The sequence below is a fragment of the Psychrobacter sp. AOP31-B2-9 genome, from assembly GCF_052378005.1.
Classification (GTDB): Bacteria; Pseudomonadota; Gammaproteobacteria; order Pseudomonadales; family Moraxellaceae; genus Psychrobacter.
Genome location: NZ_JBQSXG010000047.1, coordinates 1 through 23,943, shown reverse-complemented (window position 1 = coordinate 23,943; position 23,943 = coordinate 1). Strand labels below are relative to the sequence as shown.

At 42.7% G+C, this 23,943-nt stretch carries 18 protein-coding genes; 10 read left to right on the top strand and 8 right to left on the bottom strand.

The genetic code is table 11. The annotated features are described in order from the left end of the window. The 4 genes from ACT3SX_RS07320 to ACT3SX_RS07305 form a co-directional block, all read right to left on the bottom strand. The coding region (locus tag ACT3SX_RS07320; protein WP_444761699.1) for a bacteriophage T4 gp5 trimerisation domain-containing protein at nt 1-443 on the bottom strand (443 nt) is incomplete at its 3' end. Between the two features lie 78 nt (nt 444-521). Beyond that, nucleotides 522-1,220 (bottom strand): hypothetical protein, encoded by a 699-nt coding sequence (locus ACT3SX_RS07315; protein WP_192519693.1) that lies wholly within the window; start codon nt 1,218-1,220, stop codon nt 522-524. Nucleotides 1,221-1,241: 21 nt separating this feature from the next. Next, nucleotides 1,242-2,159: a PAAR domain-containing protein gene (locus tag ACT3SX_RS07310; RefSeq protein WP_192519692.1), complete on the bottom strand. Its 918-nt coding sequence runs from the start codon at nt 2,157-2,159 to the stop codon at nt 1,242-1,244. A 192-nt stretch (nt 2,160-2,351) separates the two neighbouring features. Next, a complete protein-coding gene (locus ACT3SX_RS07305; protein WP_192519691.1) occupies nt 2,352-3,371 on the bottom strand; it encodes a lipoate--protein ligase in 1,020 nt (339 codons plus the stop codon). Nucleotides 3,372-3,617: 246 nt separating this feature from the next. Between ACT3SX_RS07305 and ACT3SX_RS07300 the strand changes: the two genes are divergently transcribed. Both ACT3SX_RS07300 and ACT3SX_RS07295 read left to right on the top strand, forming a co-directional pair. Then, nucleotides 3,618-4,850 carry a hypothetical protein gene (locus tag ACT3SX_RS07300; RefSeq protein ID WP_192519690.1) on the top strand — a complete coding sequence of 411 codons (1,233 nt, stop codon included), beginning with the start codon at nt 3,618-3,620 and terminating at the stop codon, nt 4,848-4,850. 320 nt (nt 4,851-5,170) lie between these two features. Continuing rightward, nucleotides 5,171-6,076, top strand: coding sequence for a DMT family transporter (locus ACT3SX_RS07295; protein WP_192519689.1), 906 nt, complete (start codon nt 5,171-5,173; stop codon nt 6,074-6,076). Between the two features lie 31 nt (nt 6,077-6,107). Here the strand turns inward: ACT3SX_RS07295 and ACT3SX_RS07290 are convergent, their stop codons facing one another. Then, nucleotides 6,108-7,262, bottom strand: coding sequence for a hypothetical protein (locus ACT3SX_RS07290; RefSeq protein ID WP_192519688.1), 1,155 nt, complete (start codon nt 7,260-7,262; stop codon nt 6,108-6,110). A 276-nt stretch (nt 7,263-7,538) separates the two neighbouring features. On the opposite strand from ACT3SX_RS07290, the gene ACT3SX_RS07285 reads away from it, so the two are divergent. Next, the gene (locus ACT3SX_RS07285) at nt 7,539-8,642 is read left to right on the top strand and encodes an alkene reductase (protein ID WP_192519687.1); all 1,104 of its coding nucleotides are present in this window, start codon (nt 7,539-7,541) and stop codon (nt 8,640-8,642) included. Nucleotides 8,643-8,751: 109 nt separating this feature from the next. Here the strand turns inward: ACT3SX_RS07285 and ACT3SX_RS07280 are convergent, their stop codons facing one another. Both ACT3SX_RS07280 and ACT3SX_RS07275 read right to left on the bottom strand, forming a co-directional pair. Next, complete coding sequence (locus ACT3SX_RS07280; protein ID WP_192519686.1) at nt 8,752-9,744, bottom strand: pirin family protein; 993 nt, start codon at nt 9,742-9,744, stop codon at nt 8,752-8,754. 265 nt (nt 9,745-10,009) lie between these two features. Beyond that, nucleotides 10,010-11,311, bottom strand: a complete 1,302-nt coding sequence (locus tag ACT3SX_RS07275) for an NAD(P)/FAD-dependent oxidoreductase (RefSeq protein WP_192519685.1) — start codon at nt 11,309-11,311, stop codon at nt 10,010-10,012. Nucleotides 11,312-11,786: 475 nt separating this feature from the next. Between ACT3SX_RS07275 and acs the strand changes: the two genes are divergently transcribed. The 6 genes from acs to ACT3SX_RS07245 all read left to right on the top strand — a co-directional run bounded on the left by acs (nt 11,787) and on the right by ACT3SX_RS07245 (nt 18,525). After that, a complete protein-coding gene (gene acs, locus ACT3SX_RS07270; protein WP_192519684.1) occupies nt 11,787-13,748 on the top strand; it encodes an acetate--CoA ligase in 1,962 nt (653 codons plus the stop codon). A gap of 332 nt (nt 13,749-14,080) precedes the next feature. After that, nucleotides 14,081-15,253 (top strand): NAD(P)/FAD-dependent oxidoreductase, encoded by a 1,173-nt coding sequence (locus tag ACT3SX_RS07265; RefSeq protein WP_442062439.1) that lies wholly within the window; start codon nt 14,081-14,083, stop codon nt 15,251-15,253. Between the two features lie 86 nt (nt 15,254-15,339). Beyond that, on the top strand, nt 15,340-15,774 hold the full coding sequence (locus ACT3SX_RS07260; RefSeq protein WP_192520176.1) for an MgtC/SapB family protein: 435 nt from the start codon (nt 15,340-15,342) through the stop codon (nt 15,772-15,774). A 201-nt stretch (nt 15,775-15,975) separates the two neighbouring features. Continuing rightward, complete coding sequence (locus ACT3SX_RS07255) at nt 15,976-16,212, top strand: hypothetical protein (RefSeq protein ID WP_318779546.1); 237 nt, start codon at nt 15,976-15,978, stop codon at nt 16,210-16,212. 642 nt (nt 16,213-16,854) lie between these two features. Next, a complete protein-coding gene (gene pgsA, locus ACT3SX_RS07250) occupies nt 16,855-17,535 on the top strand; it encodes a CDP-diacylglycerol--glycerol-3-phosphate 3-phosphatidyltransferase (RefSeq protein ID WP_192520174.1) in 681 nt (226 codons plus the stop codon). 216 nt (nt 17,536-17,751) lie between these two features. Further along, the gene (locus tag ACT3SX_RS07245) at nt 17,752-18,525 is read left to right on the top strand and encodes a hypothetical protein (protein WP_192520173.1); all 774 of its coding nucleotides are present in this window, start codon (nt 17,752-17,754) and stop codon (nt 18,523-18,525) included. A gap of 215 nt (nt 18,526-18,740) precedes the next feature. On the opposite strand, the gene ACT3SX_RS07240 is transcribed toward ACT3SX_RS07245, so the two are convergent. Beyond that, nucleotides 18,741-19,235, bottom strand: a complete 495-nt coding sequence (locus ACT3SX_RS07240) for a pyridoxamine 5'-phosphate oxidase family protein (RefSeq protein WP_192520172.1) — start codon at nt 19,233-19,235, stop codon at nt 18,741-18,743. Nucleotides 19,236-19,707: 472 nt separating this feature from the next. On the opposite strand from ACT3SX_RS07240, the gene purL reads away from it, so the two are divergent. Then, nucleotides 19,708-23,727: a phosphoribosylformylglycinamidine synthase gene (purL, locus tag ACT3SX_RS07235; RefSeq protein WP_442069656.1), complete on the top strand. Its 4,020-nt coding sequence runs from the start codon at nt 19,708-19,710 to the stop codon at nt 23,725-23,727. The last annotated feature ends 216 nt before the right edge of the window (nt 23,728-23,943 follow it).

Sequence of the window (23,943 nt, the reverse complement as noted above, 5' to 3'; positions counted from 1 at the left end):
CTCTTATGCACAGTCTCATCTCGGTTACCACCAATGTCTATAGTTTCATTCTCATCCACTCTTTCTTTACGGTTTTGATGGATGGTGATGGTTTCATTCTGATCAACCGTTTCCGTACGATTTTGATGGATAGTAATAGTCTCATCTAGATCCACCGTTTCCGTACGATTACCATGCACCGTCACCGTCTCATCTTTATCAATCGTCGTCGTACGGTCACGGTTGACCGTGCGGGTCTCATCGTTCTTGACTAAAGAGTTTAGATCACGCTGTGCCTGAAAATTAACCAGCTCAAAGCCGGCATCATCGTTGAACATGAGCTCATTGTAGTTCTCAAGGGGCGAGTTAAAGCTTTTAGACTTGATGCCAGACTTCTTTGCTGCTTGCGGGTAGCCCCATGGGGGCGGGTTGGCGCTGTTGTAGAGTCGGCCGATGACGATCAAATGTAAATTAATTTAGAAGATGTTTAGCAGTCTCAATAAAATTCATAAATATGAACGATAAATAGCCGTGAAGTAACTTTATTCCCCTGCATTACACTTCTTTTGTGCTATTTCATTGTCAGAAGATATCTCCCAACCTCTTTCATACGTAAAATGATAGGGCTGATACGTTTGATCCTCTTTTAAGCAACACGCAAAGGGACCAGCTACTTTCTCGCACTGCTGATTGGGTATATTAGCTTCTACAACATCTTCTATGTCAGGAATCAACCCTAATAGGTCAGTATAATTCATAAAACCTTCATCACCTTCATAATGTCTTTTTTCAAAGACGGCATCGACGCCATCTAAATTAATATCCAAAGACATTTGCTCATCTTTATTAGCCACAGCAACAAAGGGCTGCTCACGATCAAAAAAGATGGAGGTGTCTACTAGATTAGGAAATTTTGTTCCCTTTTTATACAATACTGTGGTATTTGGACTTCTTATAGCTAATAAGTAAGAACCATCTTGGACGACATAAAGTTCATCTGGGTTGTTTGGATTAACAATAATATCGAAGTTGTTAATTTTATATCTTTGATGACCGTCATAGCGGTTATAACCAAAATAAGCTTTCATATCCCTGTTGATTAGATCAACTTTATCAGGCGTATATCCTAATTCAGATAATTCGCTTGGTGTTGTATAATCAAGTAAAGATATGGTGTCATTGTTCATACTATTAGAGCAAGCGGTTAGGCTTAAGACGAGTAATACTATTAACTTTTTCATACTACAACCTTTATTATTTCTTTATTTACCCCAGAGATCATTTTGAGGCGATCGCCCATCTTTACCAGGTTCAGTCCAATCAGCACCTTTGTGTTTTTCTACAAATTCTTTATTAATTCGTTGACGTGATCTATTATAAACAGGGAATAGAGTAGCAGCTTTGTTAAGTGGCGCTTGCTCCCCAGTTCTAATGAAATATTCGTAATCCTGTCTCATTGCAGTATCAGGAGCACTATAAATAGCGGCACCCGCACCTAATAGTGTATCACCTGCTGCCATAGTACCAGTACCTGGCAGTTTTGCTCCAGTTACAGCAGCATTACGAGCAGTATTGATAGCATTATCAGCTTGAGCATCGTCATCGAAACCTAAAAAATCTTTTGCTTTATCAAAAAAACTTTTCTCTTCTTCTTTTTGCCTAGCCAAAGCTTCAGCTTCGACCTTATGCTTGTGATCGTAATATGCTTTCCAAGCATCATTAATTTGTTTTTGTGTTTTCTCAGTACCGTCTTTATTGTATTTTGTAGGCTTTTTAGGTGCTTTTGAGTCATTCGTTAAACCCTTTGTACTTGAGAAAGCCATAAGTCCACCATCTGCAATAGCATCCTCTATCATCTGATCATTCAGGGCATACAGCTCTTCATCAGTCATCTCGTCACTAATGCTACCCACATCAAAACCCGACTCCGAAAATGCTTGTTGACTAGCAATCAGTTTTGAGCCGCAGCTGGTCATATCACCTGCACGAGCAACAGGCGCACCATCCACTATATAGGACGGGTCACCCGTGATAATCGTCACGACTTTTTTGCATTTTTTACAGACGACCTTGTCGCCCTTCCGAGCGATAGGAATACCATAATGAGTGGTTTGCGGAGAGCCGGTGATGACCGTACCGCCATGCGTCGTCTTTGCGCCAACTGTGATATAGGCTACCATATTGCTACCTTGCTTCAATGTCTAAAGTTGAGGTTTGAATACCCAATTTATGATTTATATAGCACTATCGATGATTATTAAATATCGAACTTAAGTTCATCACGCAGTATAATCTATATGGCACATATAATCTATGCCGAGCAAGCGAGGTGTTTTAGCGGTTGATTATACAGCCTAGCAGCAAGCAAAAATCTAACCTTCCATCTCATGAATCAACCATTTAGACACGTCATTCACTTGTGCTGCTACATCAGGATACGCTGTGCCGAGCTCATCAAGTTTGGTTTTAATGTCATTTTTATTGTATTTGACGCCAGTCAAGGTTTCTTTTAATCGTTCAATCAATTCAACATTTAGTGCATCAGAGAATATAACAACGTCGCGAATGACTGCTTGCTTCACATCAAGATGCAAATCGATAATGCCCCAATCAAAGCGTGTCTCAATGTGGTGGGTAAACTCAGGCGTCTTGCCAAAGCGCCAATCCCAATCTGCCATTTGCTGATAGTATTTATTCAAGGTCGGTTGCTTGGCGAGGCTGGCTTCATCTAGCGTTTCTATGGGTGCAGTGTCGCCATAATCTTTGTCGCGATAGTATTCACAAAACGCTTCGATAATAGCATCGGATAAAGTCTCGTGATTGATGTTCTCGTTAAACTTAACCAAGTTAGCGACGCGAGCACGCACGGATTTAATACCTTTGGCTTTTAGCTTAAGTGGATGAGGGTTGAGGTAATCGCCTAGCTTTTGCATGTTAGCGTTCACCAATAATGTCCCGTGATGAAAGCTGCGATCTGCTGCATGTTTAAAAGCGCTGCCTGAGATTTTCTTATTACCCACTTGCATGTCGTTACGCCCAGATAAGTCAGCCTCTATACCTAACTTTTTCAGCGCATTAATGATGATGGTAAAGTTCGCTTTTTGGTCGTAGCTATCTTTGGGTGATAAAAAAGTAAAATTGGTATTACCTAGGTCATGAAATACCGCGCCACCGCCACTCTGACGGCGTGCCAAAAACACATCATCGGCTTCCATTTTATCGATTTTGCATTCCACCCACGGATTCTGCGAACGTCCGATAACCACGGTCTCAGAATTACGCCACAAGAATAGCGTGTGCGAGTCGGGGTTGAGGGTATTAAATATCCAGTCCTCGGTCGCAAGATTGAACCAAGGGTTGGTCACGGCAGATTTTAAGATGCGAAGTTTCATTTTTTGTCCTTTTTCTCAAATGTTCTTTTAAGATTTAGTGTTATGAGTACATATGAATAGCTAATATTTTAAAAACTTAAGTTTGGTATTGGTGTTATAATCGTTCGTTTTGACTTTTAGTCTCATCACGATAACTCTTACAAAGTAATGTTTTACCTATGGATTTTTCCAAGGAAACTACAGGGGCTGTTGATGACTTATATAAGAGGTCGACTATGATTATATTTTAATAAGGAAAACTTGGTTTTGGAATTATTATTTGGAGTACTACTGGCATCATTGGCTTTGTTTTTTTCCGTATCTTATATTTATGCTGACAAAAAAAGTAAAGATCAATTAAGAAATATCGATAATCCAGTCAGAAAAATAAGTGAACAAGAGAAACTATACTTAAACCTTCATATGCAAAGATTTAACTTGTCATATGCTAATGAACATTTTGATAATGTCTATCTAATAGAGGGAAAAGATGTCGTTGCTCATACCTTTGCCACGTCAGGACATACTCAAACAAAACTGCGATTAGATAACAAACATATCTATTTCCCTTATGATATGGATATCTATATTGATAATGAGGCCAATCGTATTGAAGTTGTTATTGTTAAGGGACACTGGCCAAGTTCGGCAAGAACTTACTATGCTATAGCATTAAACGTTAACGGTAGAGACCTAGCAACCAATGCTAAGTTTTTTATAGGTGCAAGTAGTACGGATACTTTAGAAGTGGTTTCACAGCGTTTAGAAACGGCTTTAGAATATGATATTCGACAAAGCAATATCATATATGTTGAGCCTGCCATTTTTCTTATTGCGACCATTCTTTTACTATTATTTGCTTCATGGTGTACAGGGATATTCTTCTATATTTATATGTTATTTGCATTAGGCAGTGCTGGGTTGACCATAAAACATGTAATTGATATCTACCAAAAACATAAAGCACCGCAACAGGTTATAACAGTAAAAGGTCATCTGTTGTTATTGAAAGTCAGGGACATAGAAACGTTACATAAAATTAGCTTATCGCTTTGCTTGAGTTCAACTTATTACCTGCATGTTCCTTACTATATTACCGAAAAATTTCCTGATTTCCTTGAGACACATGAAGATATAGAGGATTATAGTGTTGATATTACTGCTCATAAGCAATCAGGGTATATGCTATTAAGTGCTCAAGATACTCCGTCCCTAGAGGTAATGACAGAAAATAATCAACCATCAGCAGATAAGCGCGGTCTGGTCTTCTTTAGTATAATTTTCATTACTTGGTGCTATTTCAGTATTACAGATGATGTCTCGGATATGGTAGAAATATTCAATCCTACAATATACACGATCAATGATGGAACTAAGAGTTATAAGCAAGCCATAGCGACTCTTCTAATTTTAATATTATCTGCGTCTGTATTTTTTGTTACGTTCTTTTCTTTTTTTCATAAAAGTATTGCTAGGAAAAGTTTAAAGTCGCAGATTTAGTTGTATCAGTATTAGTTGACATAACCTATAGGGTTGGAAAAGTTTATTCAAAGTCTTTATTTCTAATAAACGAGCAACCAAGTCAATTTTAACCAACTTACTAGAGTGCGGTGATAAGGATATTGACTTTATTTTAGATAAGGTAAATTTATAAACAGAAAGTGGGCGGCAAGTATAGAGAAACAATCCCCATTGAGCGATTAACAAGTTATCATCGTAGTCTTTTTTCACAATACGACAGTTTTACGACTGAGACTTTTAATAACGGCGCATTTATTAAATGTAGGCACGTGCCGTTTGACGTTCAATAGGATTCATCCATGACCAAACGCGACCTCATTACCTTTATCACGCTCTCCTTTATGTGGTCGCTGTCCTTTGTTTTTTATCGTATCGGCGTACCTGAGTTTGGCTCGCTTACCTTTGCCAGTCTGCGAGTGATATTTGCCGGATTGGTGATGTTGATTTTTGTGTTAATCAGCAAGAAAAACAGAGCTGGTATCCGCGAGCATTGGAAGCTATTGGCGCTTGTCGGACTATTTTCCACTGCCGTACCTTTTGTGCTATTTTCTTTTTCAGCACAATCGGTAAATGCGGGTGTGTTAGCAGTGCTTAATGCCTCTGTGCCAATCATGAGTGGCTTTATCGCCAGCACTTTTTTTAAAGACAGATTATCAAAGAAACAGCTACTTGGTTTGATTATTGGTGTGGTTGGTGTGATCATTCTCATGAGCGAAAAATTGTTTGGGGGCGGTGATCAAAGTAAAGGTTTGGTCGAAGGATTATTGCCAATGGGTTATGCATTATTGGGCAGTGTTGGTTACGCGCTTGGTGCCAACTTCACCAGAAGTTATTTGTACAATGTTTCACCAGTGGCCATCACCGCAGGCTCACTCATCATTGCCAGTATTATCATGTTGCCCGTTACCTTTTATGAGTTTCCCTATGGTCAGAGCATCAGTCTAAAAGCATGGATATCGGTGATTTGCATTGGCGTGTTTTCTACTGCGATTGCGCTGATTTTTATGAATCAATTGATCAAAAATATCGGGCCAACTAGAGCGACGAGTATTACCTTAGTGATTCCAATTTTTGCCATTATTCTAGGTTATGTGTTACTTGGAGAAGCCTTAGACACACGAGCGATCGTTGGCTCTATGGTGATATTGTTTGGCACTTATTTATCTTTAGAGTTGTCGGTTAAACAGATGATGAAGCATGCATGAAGTAATGTAGGTGTTTTGGCTTTATTATGCTTTATTGAGCATCCTTATCCACACAAATAATGCCCGTCAAACAATTCCTATCTTGAGTGGCTATCCATGGTGACGATAGATTTAAAGCTTCATTTAGTTGATATTGTGTGATGTTCCTCTCGTCTATTTCACCACCGTTTTCATCTTTGTCAGGTATAGGGTACTGCGTCAGACGCTCGGCATCAGATTGCTCCATAAATGTGAAAAAGTCTTGCACATTTTTAGCCAGCTCATTATTGGGGCGTTTAGCCAACTTTAGCAGCAGTCGTTTATTGTCTGAGTCATAGAAGTTGCGTATTTCTTTATCTGTCCATTGAGTATTTTCGGACCCAAAAAATAGTAGATAGCGATACATATTGAATAACGACTCGGCATCGTTATAAAAGATACTCTGTGGATAGTGCTTGATAAAGTCTTCCCAAAAGACAGTACGTTCAACCAACTCCTCAAAAGAAAAGGCAATCGCCGTATCGAACCAAAAGATTTCTTGGTTGTCTTTTGCCATACGCTGGACAAAGGCCGCTTGATCCTCAGGTAGATAAGGGATAAATATATCTGCCATGGCGGTTAGGTCGTGATAAAACTCATAATCACCTTCACCCAAATAGCGCACATGAACGTCGGAACCACTCCTGATTAAACTTACCAAATATCGCACACGAGGGCTGACCTCTTTTAGTTGTGCCACAGTGACGGTTTGGTCTTCTTCAATCGTACGCATTAGGGCATAAAATGAGCTATTGTCTATCGCGCTATCAACATTATTAATGCTATTGACGCTTAGAAAACGTTGATACATCGCTTGATATTCTGTTAGCCATTGTAGGATTTGAGTATTGTCGGCCACTGGTAAGCAAGCCGTTAGCTGGTGCTGAACCGCATGAATATTTTCGATTTCACTTTTATTATCAATGGTATTTATGGTGTCTTCCAGCTTGCTACAAATGAGCTGCTCTTTTAATGTATCTTCCGATAGTTTCACCAATGCTTTAGTGAGTTCTTTCGGTGTTTTTGCTTCTGCGAGCGGCTGAGAGCTTTGGTCGGTTGTGGTCTGTGTATCAGCTTCAGGTGCCGTTTTATCTGAAGGAGGCTGGCAGGCGGTGAGGGCAAACACTAAGCTTGAACTGACAATAAGTAGCACTTGATTCTTTTGCACAGATTGCATCCTTTCAATACTCCGTTGAGTATGAATGTTTGTAATTTGATGTGAGTCCTAATAACTTATTTGTATGAGCGTGCATAGATTTTACCCTGTAATAAGCAATTGAGATAGCGAATATCACTGTTATTAAATAAATATAAACGTGTGTTTCTGTTTGTAAAGATTACTTGAATAATGACAAGCATTCCTTATAAATGTAACGGTCGTTCAATAAACCTTCATCATGATAACGAACACCAATTTATAATGACAAACATAATAAGGCATAACATGGTACACGATAACTTATTTGAACCCGTAAAAATGGGTACACAAACGCTAAAAAACCGTATATTAATGGCACCATTAACACGTCTGCGTTCAGTAGAGCCTGGTGATGTACCGACAGCGCTGGCTGGAGAATACTACTCACAGCGTGCTGGCTCAGGATTGATTATTACTGAGGCGACGCAGATTTCTTTTCAGGCGAAAGGCTATGCAGGCGCACCTGGTATTCATACTCAAGACCAAATCACCGCATGGAAGGCCATCGTTGATAACGTCCATGCCAAAGGTGGCAAGATTGTGGTACAGCTATGGCACACCGGTCTGGTCTCGCATGAGAGCGTACAACCTGATGGTAAAGCCCCAATTTCCGCTTCTGATGTAAACGTCGGCATACGTACCTCGCTACGTGATAGTAATAATCAAGCAATTCGAGTGGACGCGACGACACCTCGCCCAGCCACACTTGATGAAATCAAGCAAGTCATTGCTGACTTTGCACAAGCAACCAAAAATGCTAAAGAAGCGGGCTTTGATGGGGTTGAGATTCACGGCGCTCATGGCTATCTGTTGCATCAGTTCTGGGTGGAACAAACCAATCTACGTACTGATGAATACGGTGGTAGCCGTGAAAACCGAGCGCGCCTAACACTAGATGTCATCGATGCTTGTGTTGATGCTTGGGATGCGGATCATGTCGGTATTCGTATTTCGCCGCTTGGAACGTTTAACAATGTAGAGGCCGGCTATAACGAAGATGAAAACATCTGGTTGATTGAACAGATTAACAAGCGTGGTCTAATGTATCTACATCTGTCAGAGCCTGATTGGGCTGGTGGTACTCCTTATAGCGATACTTTCCGTCAAGGTGTCCGAGCTGCTTTTGATAATATGATTATCGCTGCTGGTGGCTATACCGCCGAAAAAGCAGAGAAAAATGTTAAAGCAGGTTACATCGATGCCGTTGCTTTTGGTCGTGATTACATTGCCAACCCTGACTTGGCTGAACGTATTCGTGAAGGCGCTGCGCTAAATGAACAGCATCCCGAAAGCTTTTATGGTGGCGGTGCTGAAGGTTACACCGATTATCCGTTTTTAGCTCAAGCGTAGTTAGTTAGGTGAAAGATAAGCCTTGAATAAAAGCCACCAGACGATAAGCGTTTGGTGGCTTTTTTATACCTGTGGATACGTATGTGTTCGCTATTAGATAAAGTGTCAGCTACTTAATAAAATTACCTGTTTGGTAATCTCGAAACGTTTGGCGCAGCTCTTCTTGCGTGTTCATGACAAAAGGGCCATAACCAGCCACTGGTTCGCCAATAGGCTCCCCGCTGAATAGCAAAAGTTTGATAGGCATTGAGGTCTGTCCATCAGTTTCGGTAGTAGGACAGTGCAGCTCAATGGTGTCAGTATCAGGTGCTTGCCCATCTTGAATATCAGTACGATGTTGCGTGGGTGGCTCAAACTGAATCAAATGTCCTGCGCTCACAGTCGTATCATTGACTAGTAACTTACCTTCTTGTACTAGCAATAGCGTATTGTGCGTGTTGGGTACTTGCAGCTTCGTTGACCCAGCGGTATGTAATTCAATATTCCATACATTAACTGGGGTGAATGTGCTGGCTGCGCCTGTGACGCCTTGCCACTCACCAGTTATGATAGCGGCTGTACCAATAACGGTTTGCTCTTCATTGTTGTTAAGTGTCTGACTAGCGCTATTATCTATCAAATCGACGATAGGTATGTCTGCGCGTTTGATGCTTTGGTATTTTGGTTGGGTGAGTTTGTCTTTACTTGGTAGGTTGACCCACATCTGCACCATACTAAAAACGCCGCCATGCTGTCCAAATGATTCTGAGTGAAACTCTTCATGCATAATGCCGCGCCCTGCGGTCATCCATTGTACGTCACCTGCCAAAATATCACTGCACCCACCAGTAGAATCGGCATGGCTAAGTTCTCCTGAATACGCGATAGTGACAATGTCAAAACCTCTGTGTGGATGCTTACCAATACCATGTGGTTGTGATTTATAATCAGGATTTGGCTCAAAAACGGTGGGCACACCATAATCGAATAACAAAAATGGATCGGTATGCTGATAGTTAAAATCGGGATTGTCATCAAGATGGTTGATTAGGGTTTTTACATAAAAGCCATCACCCACCCAATATGGTACTTTTTCACCATGAACCTTCTTGATTTGACGCATATATTCCCTCGTAAAACAGATTACTGTTATCTGCAAAGCAGCTCTGTCTGACTACTTTGCGCTATATTAGCCTTATTATATCTAAATTATCAGGAATTAATTCAGGTAAAAGACAACTTAAGTAGAATAATTTTCTATAGGAGATTTAGTAGACCTTACTGTCTATCGTTAATCCTCTATAAATCGGATGGGATATCACTCTCGATTAGTCTACTATTTTTGGTGATTTTACTTGTATTCAAATCACATTGAACCGACTATAGCATCAAACAACTTCACCACTAACAAAACCGCTTGCCCACGCCCATTGAAAATTATAACCACCAAGCCAGCCTGTGACGTCGAGCACCTCACCGATAAAGTATAGACCATCTTGTAAGTTGCTTTGCATAGTCTTTGAGGATACCTCATCTGTTTTGACACCGCCGCGCGTGACTTCAGCGGTACGATAACCCTCAGTACCAGACGGTTTTAGCTGCCAACCATTCAAGCTCGCACCGAGCTCTGCCAAACGCTCGTCTTTAATATTAGCAAGCTCGGTATCTTTGATATCTTCCCACAGGTGAGTCTGTAGCGCGGTCAGCAGCTTTTTTGGTAATGCACTATCAGTATAATCAGCGAGCACCGTACGAATCAGCTGCTTGGGATGTGATTTTTTATGCGCCAATAAGAGCGCTGTCGTATCGATATCGGGTAGCAGGTTGATACTGATGGTTTCACCCGTATGCCAATAATTAGACAGTTGCAGCATCGAAGGCCCTGACAGTCCACGATGGGTGAATAGCAGTGGTAATTTAAAGGAAATGCGCTCGTTACTGGCAATGACTGGCAAGCTAATACCTGACAATGACCGAATAAGCTCACCTGTTTTATCAGTGAAGGTAAAAGGTACGAGACTGGCGTCAGTTGATATGAGCGTATGACCAAACTGCTGTGCCACTTCATAACCCAAGCCGCTAGCACCCATGGTTGGGATAGATAATCCGCCCGTGGCGACGACTAATGACTCACAGCGATAGCCTGTTTGTGGCAGCTTGGTTTGATTGGCTGTCTCTTTTCTTTCTTGCTTTTCTTTCTTAGTCAGCTGTTTGGTCGTTAGTAACTCAAAACGAGCATTTTTGTCGTTTTCGACAGTTTGAACGCTTTCAATTTGAGCATTCAGTTTTACTTGTACACCGACAGCGGCACATTCATCAAGGAGCATGGTTAAGATGTCTTGTGCAGAGTCATCACAGAACAGCTGACCATGCTCACGCTCATGATAAGCAATTTTATGCGCTTCAACCATACTGATAAACTCCCAACTGGGATAACGGCTAAGGGCTGATTTGCAGAAATGTTGATTGGCACCTAGGAAGTGTTCAGGCTCAACGAAGTAATTGGTAAAGTTACAGCGACCCCCACCTGACATCAGGATTTTTTTGCCTGCTTTATTGGCATGATCTAATACCAGTACGCGGCGACCACGGCGACCCGCAGTGAGCGCACAGTATAACCCTGACGCGCCAGCACCGATAATAATGACATCGTAGTGGGCGTATTGTGATGTATTGCGTTGATTGCTCATTGTGGTCTCATAAAATGATACAGCCTGTCCACTATAAAACCGCTACAGGTCTTAACCTCGCTCACTAACCAATCGTATAGTGGGCACTCAGTTCGTTGTATCGATAATAGGGTAAATTGACTATAGATATAAAATAATAAAAATAAAGCTGATTGCTTATATTCAATAAAGTCGTGCTTCAAAAGAGTCAGTCGCTCTTAGCGTTCGCTTTAGAATAGCTATTGTCCATATTTTATTTAAGGTTACAAGGATTAAATACCTTATTGCCTTGTCCATGCATTTTATCATGTATGACCAATTATACCGCTGTACAGTGATATTGTTATGAATGGCAGTTGATGCCTTGCAACCATCCGGCTTATTTGTCAAACTAACCTTACGTGTCACGCATTATGGAAGATGGCTCTTATTACCTGTACAGACGGTCGTTATTGACGATTGGTACAGGTAATAATAATTAAAAAGGATGACTATTATGACTCAGAAATCATTTCCCCTTGCAGCCGAGTTCATCGCTGCTGCCAATACGACAGCCGAACAATACCGCACCGACTACCAGCAGTCTATCGAATCCCCTGAATCTCATGATGCCTTTTGGGCACAGCGTGCCGAGCTAATTGATTGGATAAAAAAACCAACCAAAATCAGCGATGTGAATTACGATTTAGAAGACTTTCGTATTAAATGGTTCGAAGATGGCGAGCTGAATATTTCAGTCAATTGTCTCGACCGACATCTGCAAAACAACCCTTATAAGCCAGCAATTATTTGGGAAGGTGATCATCCTTCCTTACATAAAATTATCTCCTTTAAAGAGCTGCACGAATCGGTCTGCCGCTTAGGGAATGCCATGCGTAAGCTTGGGGTCAAAAAAGGCGATCGCGTCACCTTATATATGCCGATGATACCGGAAGCGATGGTGGCCATGCTGGCGTGTACGCGTATCGGTGCGGTGCATTCAGTGGTGTTCGGTGGGTTTTCTGCTGAGAGTTTGGGCAATCGGTTGATAGACAGTCGCTCAAAACTGGTGATTACTGCTGATGAAGGATTACGTGGTAATAAAAGTACACCGCTCAAGGCCAATGTCGATCGCGCACTTGATATGGATGGTACGGACAGCGTAACCAACGTCATCGTCGTCCACCGTACTGGCAACTCCGTACCGATGAGTGGCCGCCGTGATGTTTGGTATCATAGCTTGGTCGATGGCGAATCGAAGTATTGCGAACCTGAAGTGATGAATGCCGAAGACCCGCTGTTTTTACTCTATACATCTGGCTCGACGGGTAAGCCTAAAGGTGTGTTACATACGACTGGCGGCTATATCACTTATGCGCTTTCTACGTTTCGAGATGTCTTCGATATTAAAGACGATGATGTCTACTGGTGTACAGCCGATGTGGGCTGGATTACGGGGCATACCTATGCTACTTATGCACCGCTCGCTAATGGAACGACGACAGTGATGTTCGAGGGGGTTCCAGAATATCCAACATGGGCACGTATTGGTCATATCATCGATAAGCACAATGTGACGGTCTTATATACCGCACCGACCGCGATTCGAGCAATGATGAAAGAGGGCGATGCCTTTGTTCGTGAGTCTAATCGTTCTAGCCTGCGCTTGCTCGGAACCGTCGGGGAGCCGATTAATCCAGAAGCATGGGATTGGTACTATCATGTGGTCGGCGACAGTAAATGTCCAATCGTTGATACTTGGTGGCAGACGGAAACAGGCGGTATTTTAATGGCGCCAATACCAGGCGCAGTCGCACTCAAACCGGGTGCGGCGATGAACCCTCTATACGGTATCAAGCCAGAAATCGTTGATACCGATGACACTATATTAGAAGGGTCTGCTGAAGGTAACCTGCTGATTAATAGCAGCTGGCCAGGACAAATGCGGACGATTTACAACGACCATGAGCGCTTTTTAGAGACCTATTTTAGCGATTATCCAGGCTATTATTTCACTGGTGATGGGGCACAGCGCGACGAGGATGGACATTACTGGATTACAGGGCGTGTCGATGATGTGCTCAATGTCGCGGGGCATCGTCTGGGTACGGCGGAGATTGAAAGTGCGGTGGTCGCACATCCTGCAACGGCTGAGGCTGCCATTGTGGGCATGCCACACGAGATTCGTGGTACGGGTGTTTGTGCCTTTATTATCCTAAAATCAGGTGAAAAAGAGACAGAGTCATTGAGGGCTGAATTGAATCGACACGTGCGTTCTGAGATTGGGCCCATTGCTAATTTGGATACCATTCATATCGTCAATGTACTACCCAAAACGCGCTCGGGCAAAATCATGCGTCGTATCTTGCGTAATCTAGCGGCAGGGCAGTATGTAGGCTTGGGAGATTTATCTACCCTTGCAGACAGTTCTGTGATTAATCAGTTGGTCGAGGTGGTCAAGGCTGAGCGTGGAGAGTAGAGAGCCAAATAGCTCTGGGCAACTGAATATAGGGCGTGTTGAACATTCAAATGTGGTGCTGGCAGCGACTATCTTTCAGGCAATATGCAGTGAAATTTTTGATGCTTAGTCATTCCACTATAAAATTACGACAGCGTTAACCTTGCTTGAAGTATTATGAAGTGTGCTCAATCTGAAATGACAGAAAAGCCATGTTATAAAATAGCATGGCTTTTTTACGTAGATGATATTGATATGAGTAGGTTTTAGAGGTTCAATGCTATTTAAAAGTACATCGACTAAAAGTAAATCATTATTTTCTGACCAACTATCCTATAAGGCTTACTGTCATTATGACTCATCATTCTGTAATTTCTGCTGATACCACTCCACCCAAAATCGCTATCATCGGCGGTGGTCTGACGGGACTGTTTACCGCTACATTATTAGAGCGTGCTTTTGGCAAAGATAATGATAAGAATTTGATACCGCAGATCACTATTTTTGAGAAGTCGCGCAGTGTTGGACGTTTGGCCACCCGTTATCGTACTGATAATCAAACTGGAAAAAACTGGCAATGGGCATTTGGCGCACAGTTTTTTACGGCGAAAACAGCAAGCTTCCAACAGTTTATCGCACCTTGGCTAGATACTGGTCTACTAAGACCATGGTGCGCACAAGTGGTCAACCTAACACCAGCAAACGATAGTATTGAGGTATTTGATATCCAAAGCAAAGAGCAATGGAATACCACACAATCACGCTATATCAGTACACCAAAAATGACTAGCTGGGGACGTGAGTTGGCGGATGAGTTGCAGCACACTACCATAAAGTTTAAAACCCGCGTCGCACCATTGGCTCAATATGACAGCGCTATAGCAGAAAAAGCTGATAAAAAGACTGAACTGTTTGACGATACTGGCGCGAGTCTCGGTTATTTTGATTGGGTGATTTGTACCGCGCCTAACGGTCAGGCAGTCGAGTTGATGGCAAATAGTGGCTTTGGTGCGCAAGCCAATATTACCGAGCCACAAATGCAAGCTTGTTATACGCTGATGTTAGGATGGAATGATACTGCCGCATTACCGAAAGGGCTAAGCAGCCTAAGCGAACAGCAATGGGATGTCGCTTATTTGAGTGATTCTATTCTCGATAGAATATTTATTGAGCATCAAAAACCTGCTCATGATGATCTGCTACCCAGTGTGACCATTCATGCTAGCAATCGTTGGTCAGAGCAGCATGTCGATGATGATATCGAGACCGTCCAAGCACAATTATTGCAAGCCGCACAGCGAGCGTTGAACTGGAATGAAGAAAGCGTGCCCAGTCAAATAGACTGTCATCGCTGGCGTTATGCTGCCACGGTTATTGATACCGATATCAACAAAGACAGTCTTGGTATTTTAGTAGATGAGCCGAAGCAGTGGGTTGTTAGTGGTGACTGGTGTGGACAGGGTAATATCGAAAGCTGTTATCAAATGGCACAACAGACAGTTGATACAATTTGTAAAACAATCTAACCATCGCAAGTGACTTACTTGTTTATTTACTTACTGTGCAATCAACCCTATACATCAAAATTATAAAGATAGGAGGATAGTCAACGATGTTTGGATTTGAGATAGATATTGAATTAATGCAATACCACTTCTTTCAGCTGGGCATTGCTTTTGTCCTATCTTTACCTATCGCTCTTAATCGTGAAATGAAAGACAATGGCGCAGGGCTTAGAACTTTTCCTTTAGTGACGATTGCCTCTTGTGCTTTTATGTTGGTGGGTCGGGATATTTATGAATCAGCTGGTGAGGCGAGAATCATGTATGCGATTATCACAGGCATGGGGTTTATTGGTGGTGGTGCGATTTTTAAGAACGAAATGGGTTCAAAGGGTACTGCGACGGCAGCTAGTCTATGGAATACAGGCGCTATTGGTATTTCAGTAGCCTACGGTCGTTATGAAATTGCTATTATTTTATCTGTTGTGGGTTTTTTAATTTTACAATTCTCAGAACCGTTTAAAACGGGAAAGAATAGTACGTGATTTCAATCAAATTAACGATAAATTTAGTCGATTCACTATAAAAAATACAGCGATACCAAATATATTTGATCATAAAATTTCTGAAATTTTGTATATTAAAAGTAACAACTAAGCTACAAATAATAATATTCAAACCTAGCATAAACAGATATATTTGCATGTTTTAATATACTAAACAGTATAAAACCAGAGGTGGCTATAGTGCTTATAGGAAGTGAACTGACTCGTTTGATGCTTGAACGTGGTTGTCAAGAGATATGGTGTGCAGTAGATGATAACAGCGATGAAGAGGCCATGACGGATCAGATTGACAACGATTTTACCGCACGAATCGTGTCTTATTCTGACAATAAATTTTACTGTAGCGCTGGCATGGCATGGTTGTATGCTGTTCCAATCAAGGTTTTGCCGATGACGATAAATGATGTGGCACTCTAAACACGGAAATTTGTGTTATACCTGTTTTTTAGGTGTGTAACCCTCATTCAAAAACCTGCCTATGGTGGGTTTTTGAATTTTTGCATGAGTTTTTTATATATTCGTTGAGTAATAGGTACTGTCAAGAATAAGTGCTTTCAAGAATCTGTAGTATTTGATCTTATTTAAATAAAGAGCAAGATATTTATTGATGAATAAATATAGACAAAAAAGAGCCCACAGAGGAGGAACTGTGGGCTGAGGAAAACTGATCGTGTAGCAGTAGCTACTAGGCAGTAGTTGTGACTTGTTGTTATTATAGGTTTACCATTAGATGGTCTTTTTACTTGGTTCTATTTTTTTACCATTTTTCAGGTGAGTATATACTGTGAAAGTAAGATAATAATTTGTCTATCCAATAGGCGTATCTACCAAGCTTATAAAGCTAAGTGTACAACTGTTTTATGCTGTTATCATAACGTAATTGATAGGTATCTGGCTATTCTAGTTACATGACATTACGTTAAACTTTAATACAAAGGCTATATCATAGAGTGATTTCAATATTATTGGTACTGAGTAGCCAAAGAGATGGCATGACGACCTACTGGAAAAATGCTAAGCTATCAGCCATTATTTTGTCTATATTAAACTGGGTTTGCCATGACTGAAAATACGCATTTGCATACGCAGGAGCCATCAAGTACGCAAAATACCAAAAGTATTTTTAACTTGCCCAATAACCTGACTATCGCACGGATCTTGATGATTCCGCTATTTGTTGCCATCGCCTACTGGCCGCCGTCCATGGGGATTGGCATGCCAGCTATTTCAGACAATGCAATTGCGCGGGTAGGTATGAGTGAGTTTAGCGATAGCTTATTGCGCCATTTATTATTGACGGGCGTTTTTATTATCGCTGCAGTGACTGATTGGTTGGATGGATATTTTGCGCGCAAGCTCAATGTGATGTCAGCTTTTGGTCGGTTTTTAGACCCTGTCGCTGACAAATTGATGGTAGCGGTAGCGCTTATCATTCTAGTGCAGTGGCATCCCAATATTATAATGGCGATTGCTGCTATCGTGATTATCTCGCGCGAAATTGCAGTATCTGCGCTGCGTGAGTGGATGGCCGAGCTGGGTAAGAGCACCAGTGTGGCAGTGTCTTATGTCGGTAAGCTTAAGACTACCTTTCAAATGGTCGCAATTACGGTGCTATTGCTCAATTGGCAGTCACTTGAAACCATTGGTTATGTATTGATGGTTGCCGCTGTTATATTGACGTTATGGTCGATGATGATATACCTAAGAGCCGCTTGGCCATATCTCAAGCAAAGTGGTTAGCCCATATTGTTGATGGTAGGTTGATAAAGTTTGAACAAAAACGCTAGTCGCATTCGCTTCTAGCGTTTTTTATGCTTTGCTTGAAATACGGCTGATGTTGCCAATTTGTCTTAGACATTGTTTGTATGGTTGATATATACTAAAAATTAGTAAACAAAATACAAGAAATTTTCTAAATTAGTATAAAACGTTATCTAAATAAACAAGGAGATAAGCATGACCTCATATCAGGCACAGTCAGGTGCTGCTGTATTAGTACTGGCATTATTGACGGGGTGTTCTTCAAGCCCAAACGTGCAAGAGCTACCATCTCCAACCGTTCAGCCAGAAGAATCCGTCCAAATGGACTCTATGGCAGAGATCTCTACTCAGGACGCTGCAGAATCCGAACGTTTGGGGACAAAATGGGGTGATGATGTCAACTCTGAAGTGACGACTGTTGATCTGCGCCGTACGAGTAGTGAGCCGATCGAGCAGATGCAGGTTCGTTATGCAGACAAAGCTTATAATGGACGTGCAATCAATAGTATGTCGCTAATGGCTGGCAAGGTTGATTTTTCGATGGAGACGGACACTGATACTTTACCAATTTATCGAGATTCTGGTAATTACTATGTCCAAGGTCAAGCAGGTCAGGCCTACCGTTTGGTGTATCATAATAACAGCGCCAACACTTATGAAATCGTTGCTAGTGTCGATGGGATAAATGTCCTCGATGGCAGCGCTGCCAGTCGCTACGATAGCGGATATGTATTAAATCCTAATGATGATTTGGTCATTGAAGGTTTCCGTAAGAGTCAGAGTTCAGTTGCCTCGTTCATATTTAGCAAGCCAGAGAGTGCTTATGCTGCCAATACTAGCTCTGGCTCTATTAATAATACAGGTGTAATCGGTACGGCAATTTATGGACTTTATGATCCTGCTAAGCCAAAGCCATCGCAGCCACAGGCTTATCCAGCTGACAATGGCTATGCAAAACCACCACAGTAATGCCTATCAATAGAAAATATAGTCAGCGAACGACTAAACCGCTACCGCGTTAAACTTCTTAGATGTACTACTTGTATAATCTGCAGTCGGCTGCCTTGTATCGATTTTAGCGTTCTTTGACTTTAGGATCCTTTGACTATAGATAAAACACACAAAAAAACGCCAGTCGCATAAGCCACTGGCGTTTTTACTTTTGCTGTTATGGTTTGGACGGCTTACAACGTCACTGAGTTGTTTTCACCCAAGTTGGTCGCTTTCTTGCCATCCATGACAGCAGCAGTTGTCATCTTAAACATATTGACAACTGAGCTTCCACTTAGCCAGTACTCTGCACCATGTGGGACGACTTTGATCAGCTGCACATTTGGATCTTCTTTGCCTTGTTCATAAAATGCATTATAAACAGGTGACCACAGTTCATCTAACTTCTCTTGGTCTTCGACCAATTCTGCTTTACCGTTAATTGAGACATAATTTTTTGAATCTTGGCTGACATAAGCTAAGTTTACTTGCGGGTCTTTTTCGATATCTTTTACCGTTTCGGTTGTCTTGTCACCGATGAACCAAATCTCTTTTGCACCGATACTGGTTTCGCTGGTAGTCATTGGGCAGGCATGTAAGTGGCCTTCGTGAGTACGAGTGGTCATCATGGCAAATTTAATGTCTTTTACCAGTTCTTGTACTTTATCGATATGGTCTTGTCTACTCATAGTAACTTCCTTTTTGATAGTTATTTAAATTTATAGTCATTCGGATTTATAGTTCTTTAGATTTATGGTTATTGAGCTTGTGTTAGCGGCTAAATTGCTATTGATTGGCTTATTTTTGATTAGAGTTGTTTTTTTAGTTTGTATGTTCAGCGCGTTAGCAACTGATATCTAGATTAACGATTATCGATAGGTCATTTATATAGGTTGCCAGTAAGAGGATGTCAGCGTTTGTAAGGATTATAAGGATTAGGTAAAAATTATAACGATATGCTCAAAACGTCTCTACGATGAAAATAGCGTATGGGAAAAGTAACAAATATTTTACTCACCCTCGATCTCTCATACCTATTTAATGCTTCGTATCGGCAATTTATCTCGGTTTAGGACTGCTTATTACAGGTCTTCTTGTTATAATATGCAGACCATTTACTTAGCATGGCAGAGATGCCTTGATCTTACGGATTATGCCTTTATGATGACCATCGCCGGACAACCGTTTCTTACCGATTTTCAGACGCAGCAACTTATCAGTCAGTTTCAGAAAAAAACCGAGCTTAATGTCAGCCAAATCAATACCCAGCAAGTGTATGTGTTATCACGAGAGCTAGAAGGTGATGAGCACAAAAAAGCATTAGATTTGCTCGCTGTTGATAGTGCTACTGTCCTTGCAGTGCCACAGGCCAATCAATTACAAGTCATCGTAGGTCCTCGTTTTGGTACGATTTCGCCATGGGCAAGTAAAGCGACTGATATCTTTAATAACTGTGAAATTGAGATTAACCGTGTTGAGCGTGTCGTTGTTTATACGCTAACAATCGATGGTGAAGTGGGCGCAACCGACAATAAGCTACCAACTGCTGCTGAGCAATTATTGTTTGACCGTATGACTCAGAGCTTGGTTTATGACTTGAGTGATTTGAGCAAATTGTTTGATGATGCGCAGCCAACATCATTAAATCATGTCGATGTCATCGGACAAGGTCAGTCCGCGCTAGAGTCTGCCAATACTGAGTTTGGTTTTGCGTTATCAAGTGAAGACATTGATTATTTGATGAATGCCTATGTCAATGAGCTAAAGCGTAACCCAACTGACGTTGAGCTGATGATGTTTGCACAGGCAAACTCAGAGCATTGCCGTCATAAGATTTTTAACGCCCAGTGGACAATGGATGGTGACGTTCAGCCGAAGTCACTGTTTCAGATGATTAAGAATACTTATCAGTCGAATCCACAAGGTATCTTATCTGCTTATAAAGACAACGCTGCGGTGATGACTGGCTCTGATGGCATGCGTTTTTATCCTATTCCAACCGATGCAATGGATGCCAACTCAATTCATCCTTACGGTTTTCATCAAGAAAACATCGATATCTTAATGAAAGTTGAAACTCATAACCATCCAACCGCTATCGCCCCTTATGCAGGTGCAGCGACAGGTGCTGGTGGTGAGATTCGTGATGAAGGGGCGACTGGTCGTGGCGGTAAGCCAAAAGCAGGTCTGACAGGCTTTCACGTATCACATCTACATATTCCAGAGCTCGCTGAGAAGTGGGAGCAGTCGGGTCAATTGAGTACTCAGGCTTATGGTACGCCAGACCGTATGGCAACCAGCCTTGAGATTATGACCGAAGCGCCACTTGGTTCAGCCAACTTCTCAAACGAGTTTGGCCGTCCTAACCTATGCGGTTATTTCCGTAGCTTTCAGCTGGATACGTCAGCGGCAAAAGACGGCAGCGAGATGCGCGGCTATCATAAGCCAATCATGCTGGCAGGTGGTTACGGCAATATCAAACGCAACCTCATTGAAAAAAACGCCATTCAACAAGGTGATTTATTGATCGTTCTTGGCGGCCCTGCGATGCAGATTGGTCTAGGCGGCGGTGCAGCGTCTTCTGTAGACAGTGGTTCACTTGATGAAGGCTTGGACTTTGCTTCTGTACAGCGTGACAATGCTGAGATGGAGCGTCGTTGCCAAGAAGTAATGGATCGCTGCTGGGCACTGGCAGGACATAGTGTCGACGATAGTAATAGTGGTAAAGACGGTAACCCGATCGTGTCATTGCATGATGTGGGCGCTGGCGGTATCTCTAATGCGATGCCAGAGCTGGTCAATGACCATGAGATGGGCGCGGTACTAAATCTGCGTAAAGTTCCATCGTTAGAAGCTGGCATGTCACCAATGGCCATCTGGTCAAACGAGGCGCAAGAGCGTTATGTCCTCGCGATTCGCCCTGATAGCGAAGCCCAGTTCGATGCTATCTGCGCGCGTGAGCGTTGCCCGTATGCCATCTTAGGAGCAGCCACCGATGTACGTCAGCTAGTCGTTGACGATACATTGCTCAGCGATCAGCCTGTCGATATGCCGATGCAAGTGTTGCTCGGTGGTACGCCAAAGATGAAGCGTAGCTTTGAGCGTCATGACAGCAGCTTGCCTGCATTAGATCTGGGTGAAGTCAGTTTAGCTGAGTCTATCAAAGACGTGTTGCGTCACCCAACGGTCGCTAGCAAATCATTCTTGATTAGTATCGGTGACCGTTCTATCACTGGTATGGTCGTGCGTGACCAGTATGTTGGTCGCTATCAAGTGCCAGTATCGGATTGTGCTGTGACAGCGTCAGGTTTGATTGCACTCGATGGTCAGGTGATGAGCGGTGAAGCGATGAGTATTGGTGAGCGTACGCCAGTTGCCCTTATCAGTCCACAAGCCTCAGCACGACTCGCCATTGGCGAAGCGATTACCAACATCGCTGGTGCGCGCATTGCTCAGTTGTCTGATATCACCATGTCAGCGAACTGGATGGCAGCATGTGGTGATGATGCGGAAGACGCAGCATTGTTTGACGCTGTATATACCGTCGGTGAAGAGCTGTGCCCAGCACTCGGTATCGCTATTCCAGTCGGTAAAGACTCGCTATCGATGCGTGCCAATTGGACAGACAGCAGTGAAGCAGGCGAGACGGACAAATCAGTCGTGTCACCTATGAGCCTTGTGATTACAGCCTTTGCTCCTGTGGTTGATGTAGCAAAAACCCTAACCCCTGAGCTAATCAATGGCGACAGCGCGTTCTACCGTATTGACTTATCTAAAGGTAAGTTACGCCTAGGTGGTTCAATCCTAGCGCAGACGCTTAGCCAATTGGGTAACGACTGCCCAGACCTAGCGCAGCCAAGCGATTTGATTGATTTCTTTAATTTTGTACAGGCAGGTAACGAGCAAGGCGTCATCAGCGCGTATCACGATATCGGTGATGGTGGTCTACTAGCGACCATCGCTGAGATGCAGTTCACCAGCCGTCAAGGTATCAAGCTGTCACTGACTGATGACAACTTACTCGGTCAGCTGTTCAGTGAAGAGCTGGGCGCAGTCATCCAAGTATTGCCAGAAAACGTCGCTGCTTTAATGCAATTGGTAGAAGAGTTTAACGTTGCTGATATGTTGAGCCTTGTGGGTCAAAGCTCAGAAGAAGATAGCTTACTGATCCAAACGCCAACGCTAATGGGTAATGAAACCTTACGCTTTAGCCGTACTGAGTTGCAGCAAGCATGGACGCAGGTCAGCTATCAGATCGCAAGTCGCCGTGATAATCCAGCGTGCGTACAGCAAGAGTATGACTTAATCGCTGATGCGAGCCATAAAGGCCTAATCGCTGCGCCAAACTTTGATCTCAATCAAAAGGTGGAAGAGCCGTATGTAAACAGCCGTGCTGATTCTGATAACAGCAAACCAAGAGTCGCAATCCTCCGCGAGCAAGGCGTCAACGGTCAGACAGAGATGGCAGCAGGCTTTACACAAGCTGGCTTTGAAGCGGTCGACGTACACATGAGCGATCTACTCAGTGGCCGTATCAATCTACGTGACTTCGACGGTCTGGTCGCTTGTGGTGGCTTTAGTTATGGTGATGTACTCGGCGCAGGCTCTGGCTGGGCGAACTCTATCTTGTTCCATGACGAGCTACGCATGCAGTTTGTCCGATTCTTTGCCCGTCCTGATACCTTCTCATTAGGTGTCTGTAACGGTTGTCAGATGATGGCGCAGTTAAAAGACCTCATCCCAGGTGCAGAAAACTTCCCACGCTTCGTCGCGAACAAATCCGCTCGTTTTGAAGCGCGTACCGTTAACGTAAAAGTTGAGCGTACCAAGTCTATCCTGTTCAAAGGTATGCAAGACAGTATCTTGCCAATCGCTGTGGCGCATGGTGAAGGCTATGCTACGCTGGACAACACCGAAATCGACGGTATGGCAAAACACGGTCAGCTTGCGATGCGTTATGTCGATAGCCAAGGTCATCCAACTGAAACCTATCCGCTCAATCCAAACGGCTCGCTTGGCGGTGTCACAGGCCTATGTAGTACCGACGGTCGCGTCACGATCATGATGCCACATCCTGAGCGTAACCTAAAAGCGTATAACCACAGCTGGAAACCAGAAGAATGGGATGAGGACGGCGCGTGGATGCGTATGTTCCGTAACGCTCGTGCTTGGTTGCGCTAGTCGCAAACCTAGATGCTTGATTAGCTTCGTCAAACTTGCTGAGCCTACGATATGTAGTGCTTGCGCATGTTTTCCTCGCTACTCAAACCTCTAGCAATTGCTTATAGTTTTAGATAGCTGTTTTTAAAATAAAAAGGTGGGCTTAGGCTCACCTTTTTTGTGTTTGGAATTTGTGTTAAAAAAACAATCTGTACTGTTTCATTTTATATTAATAGT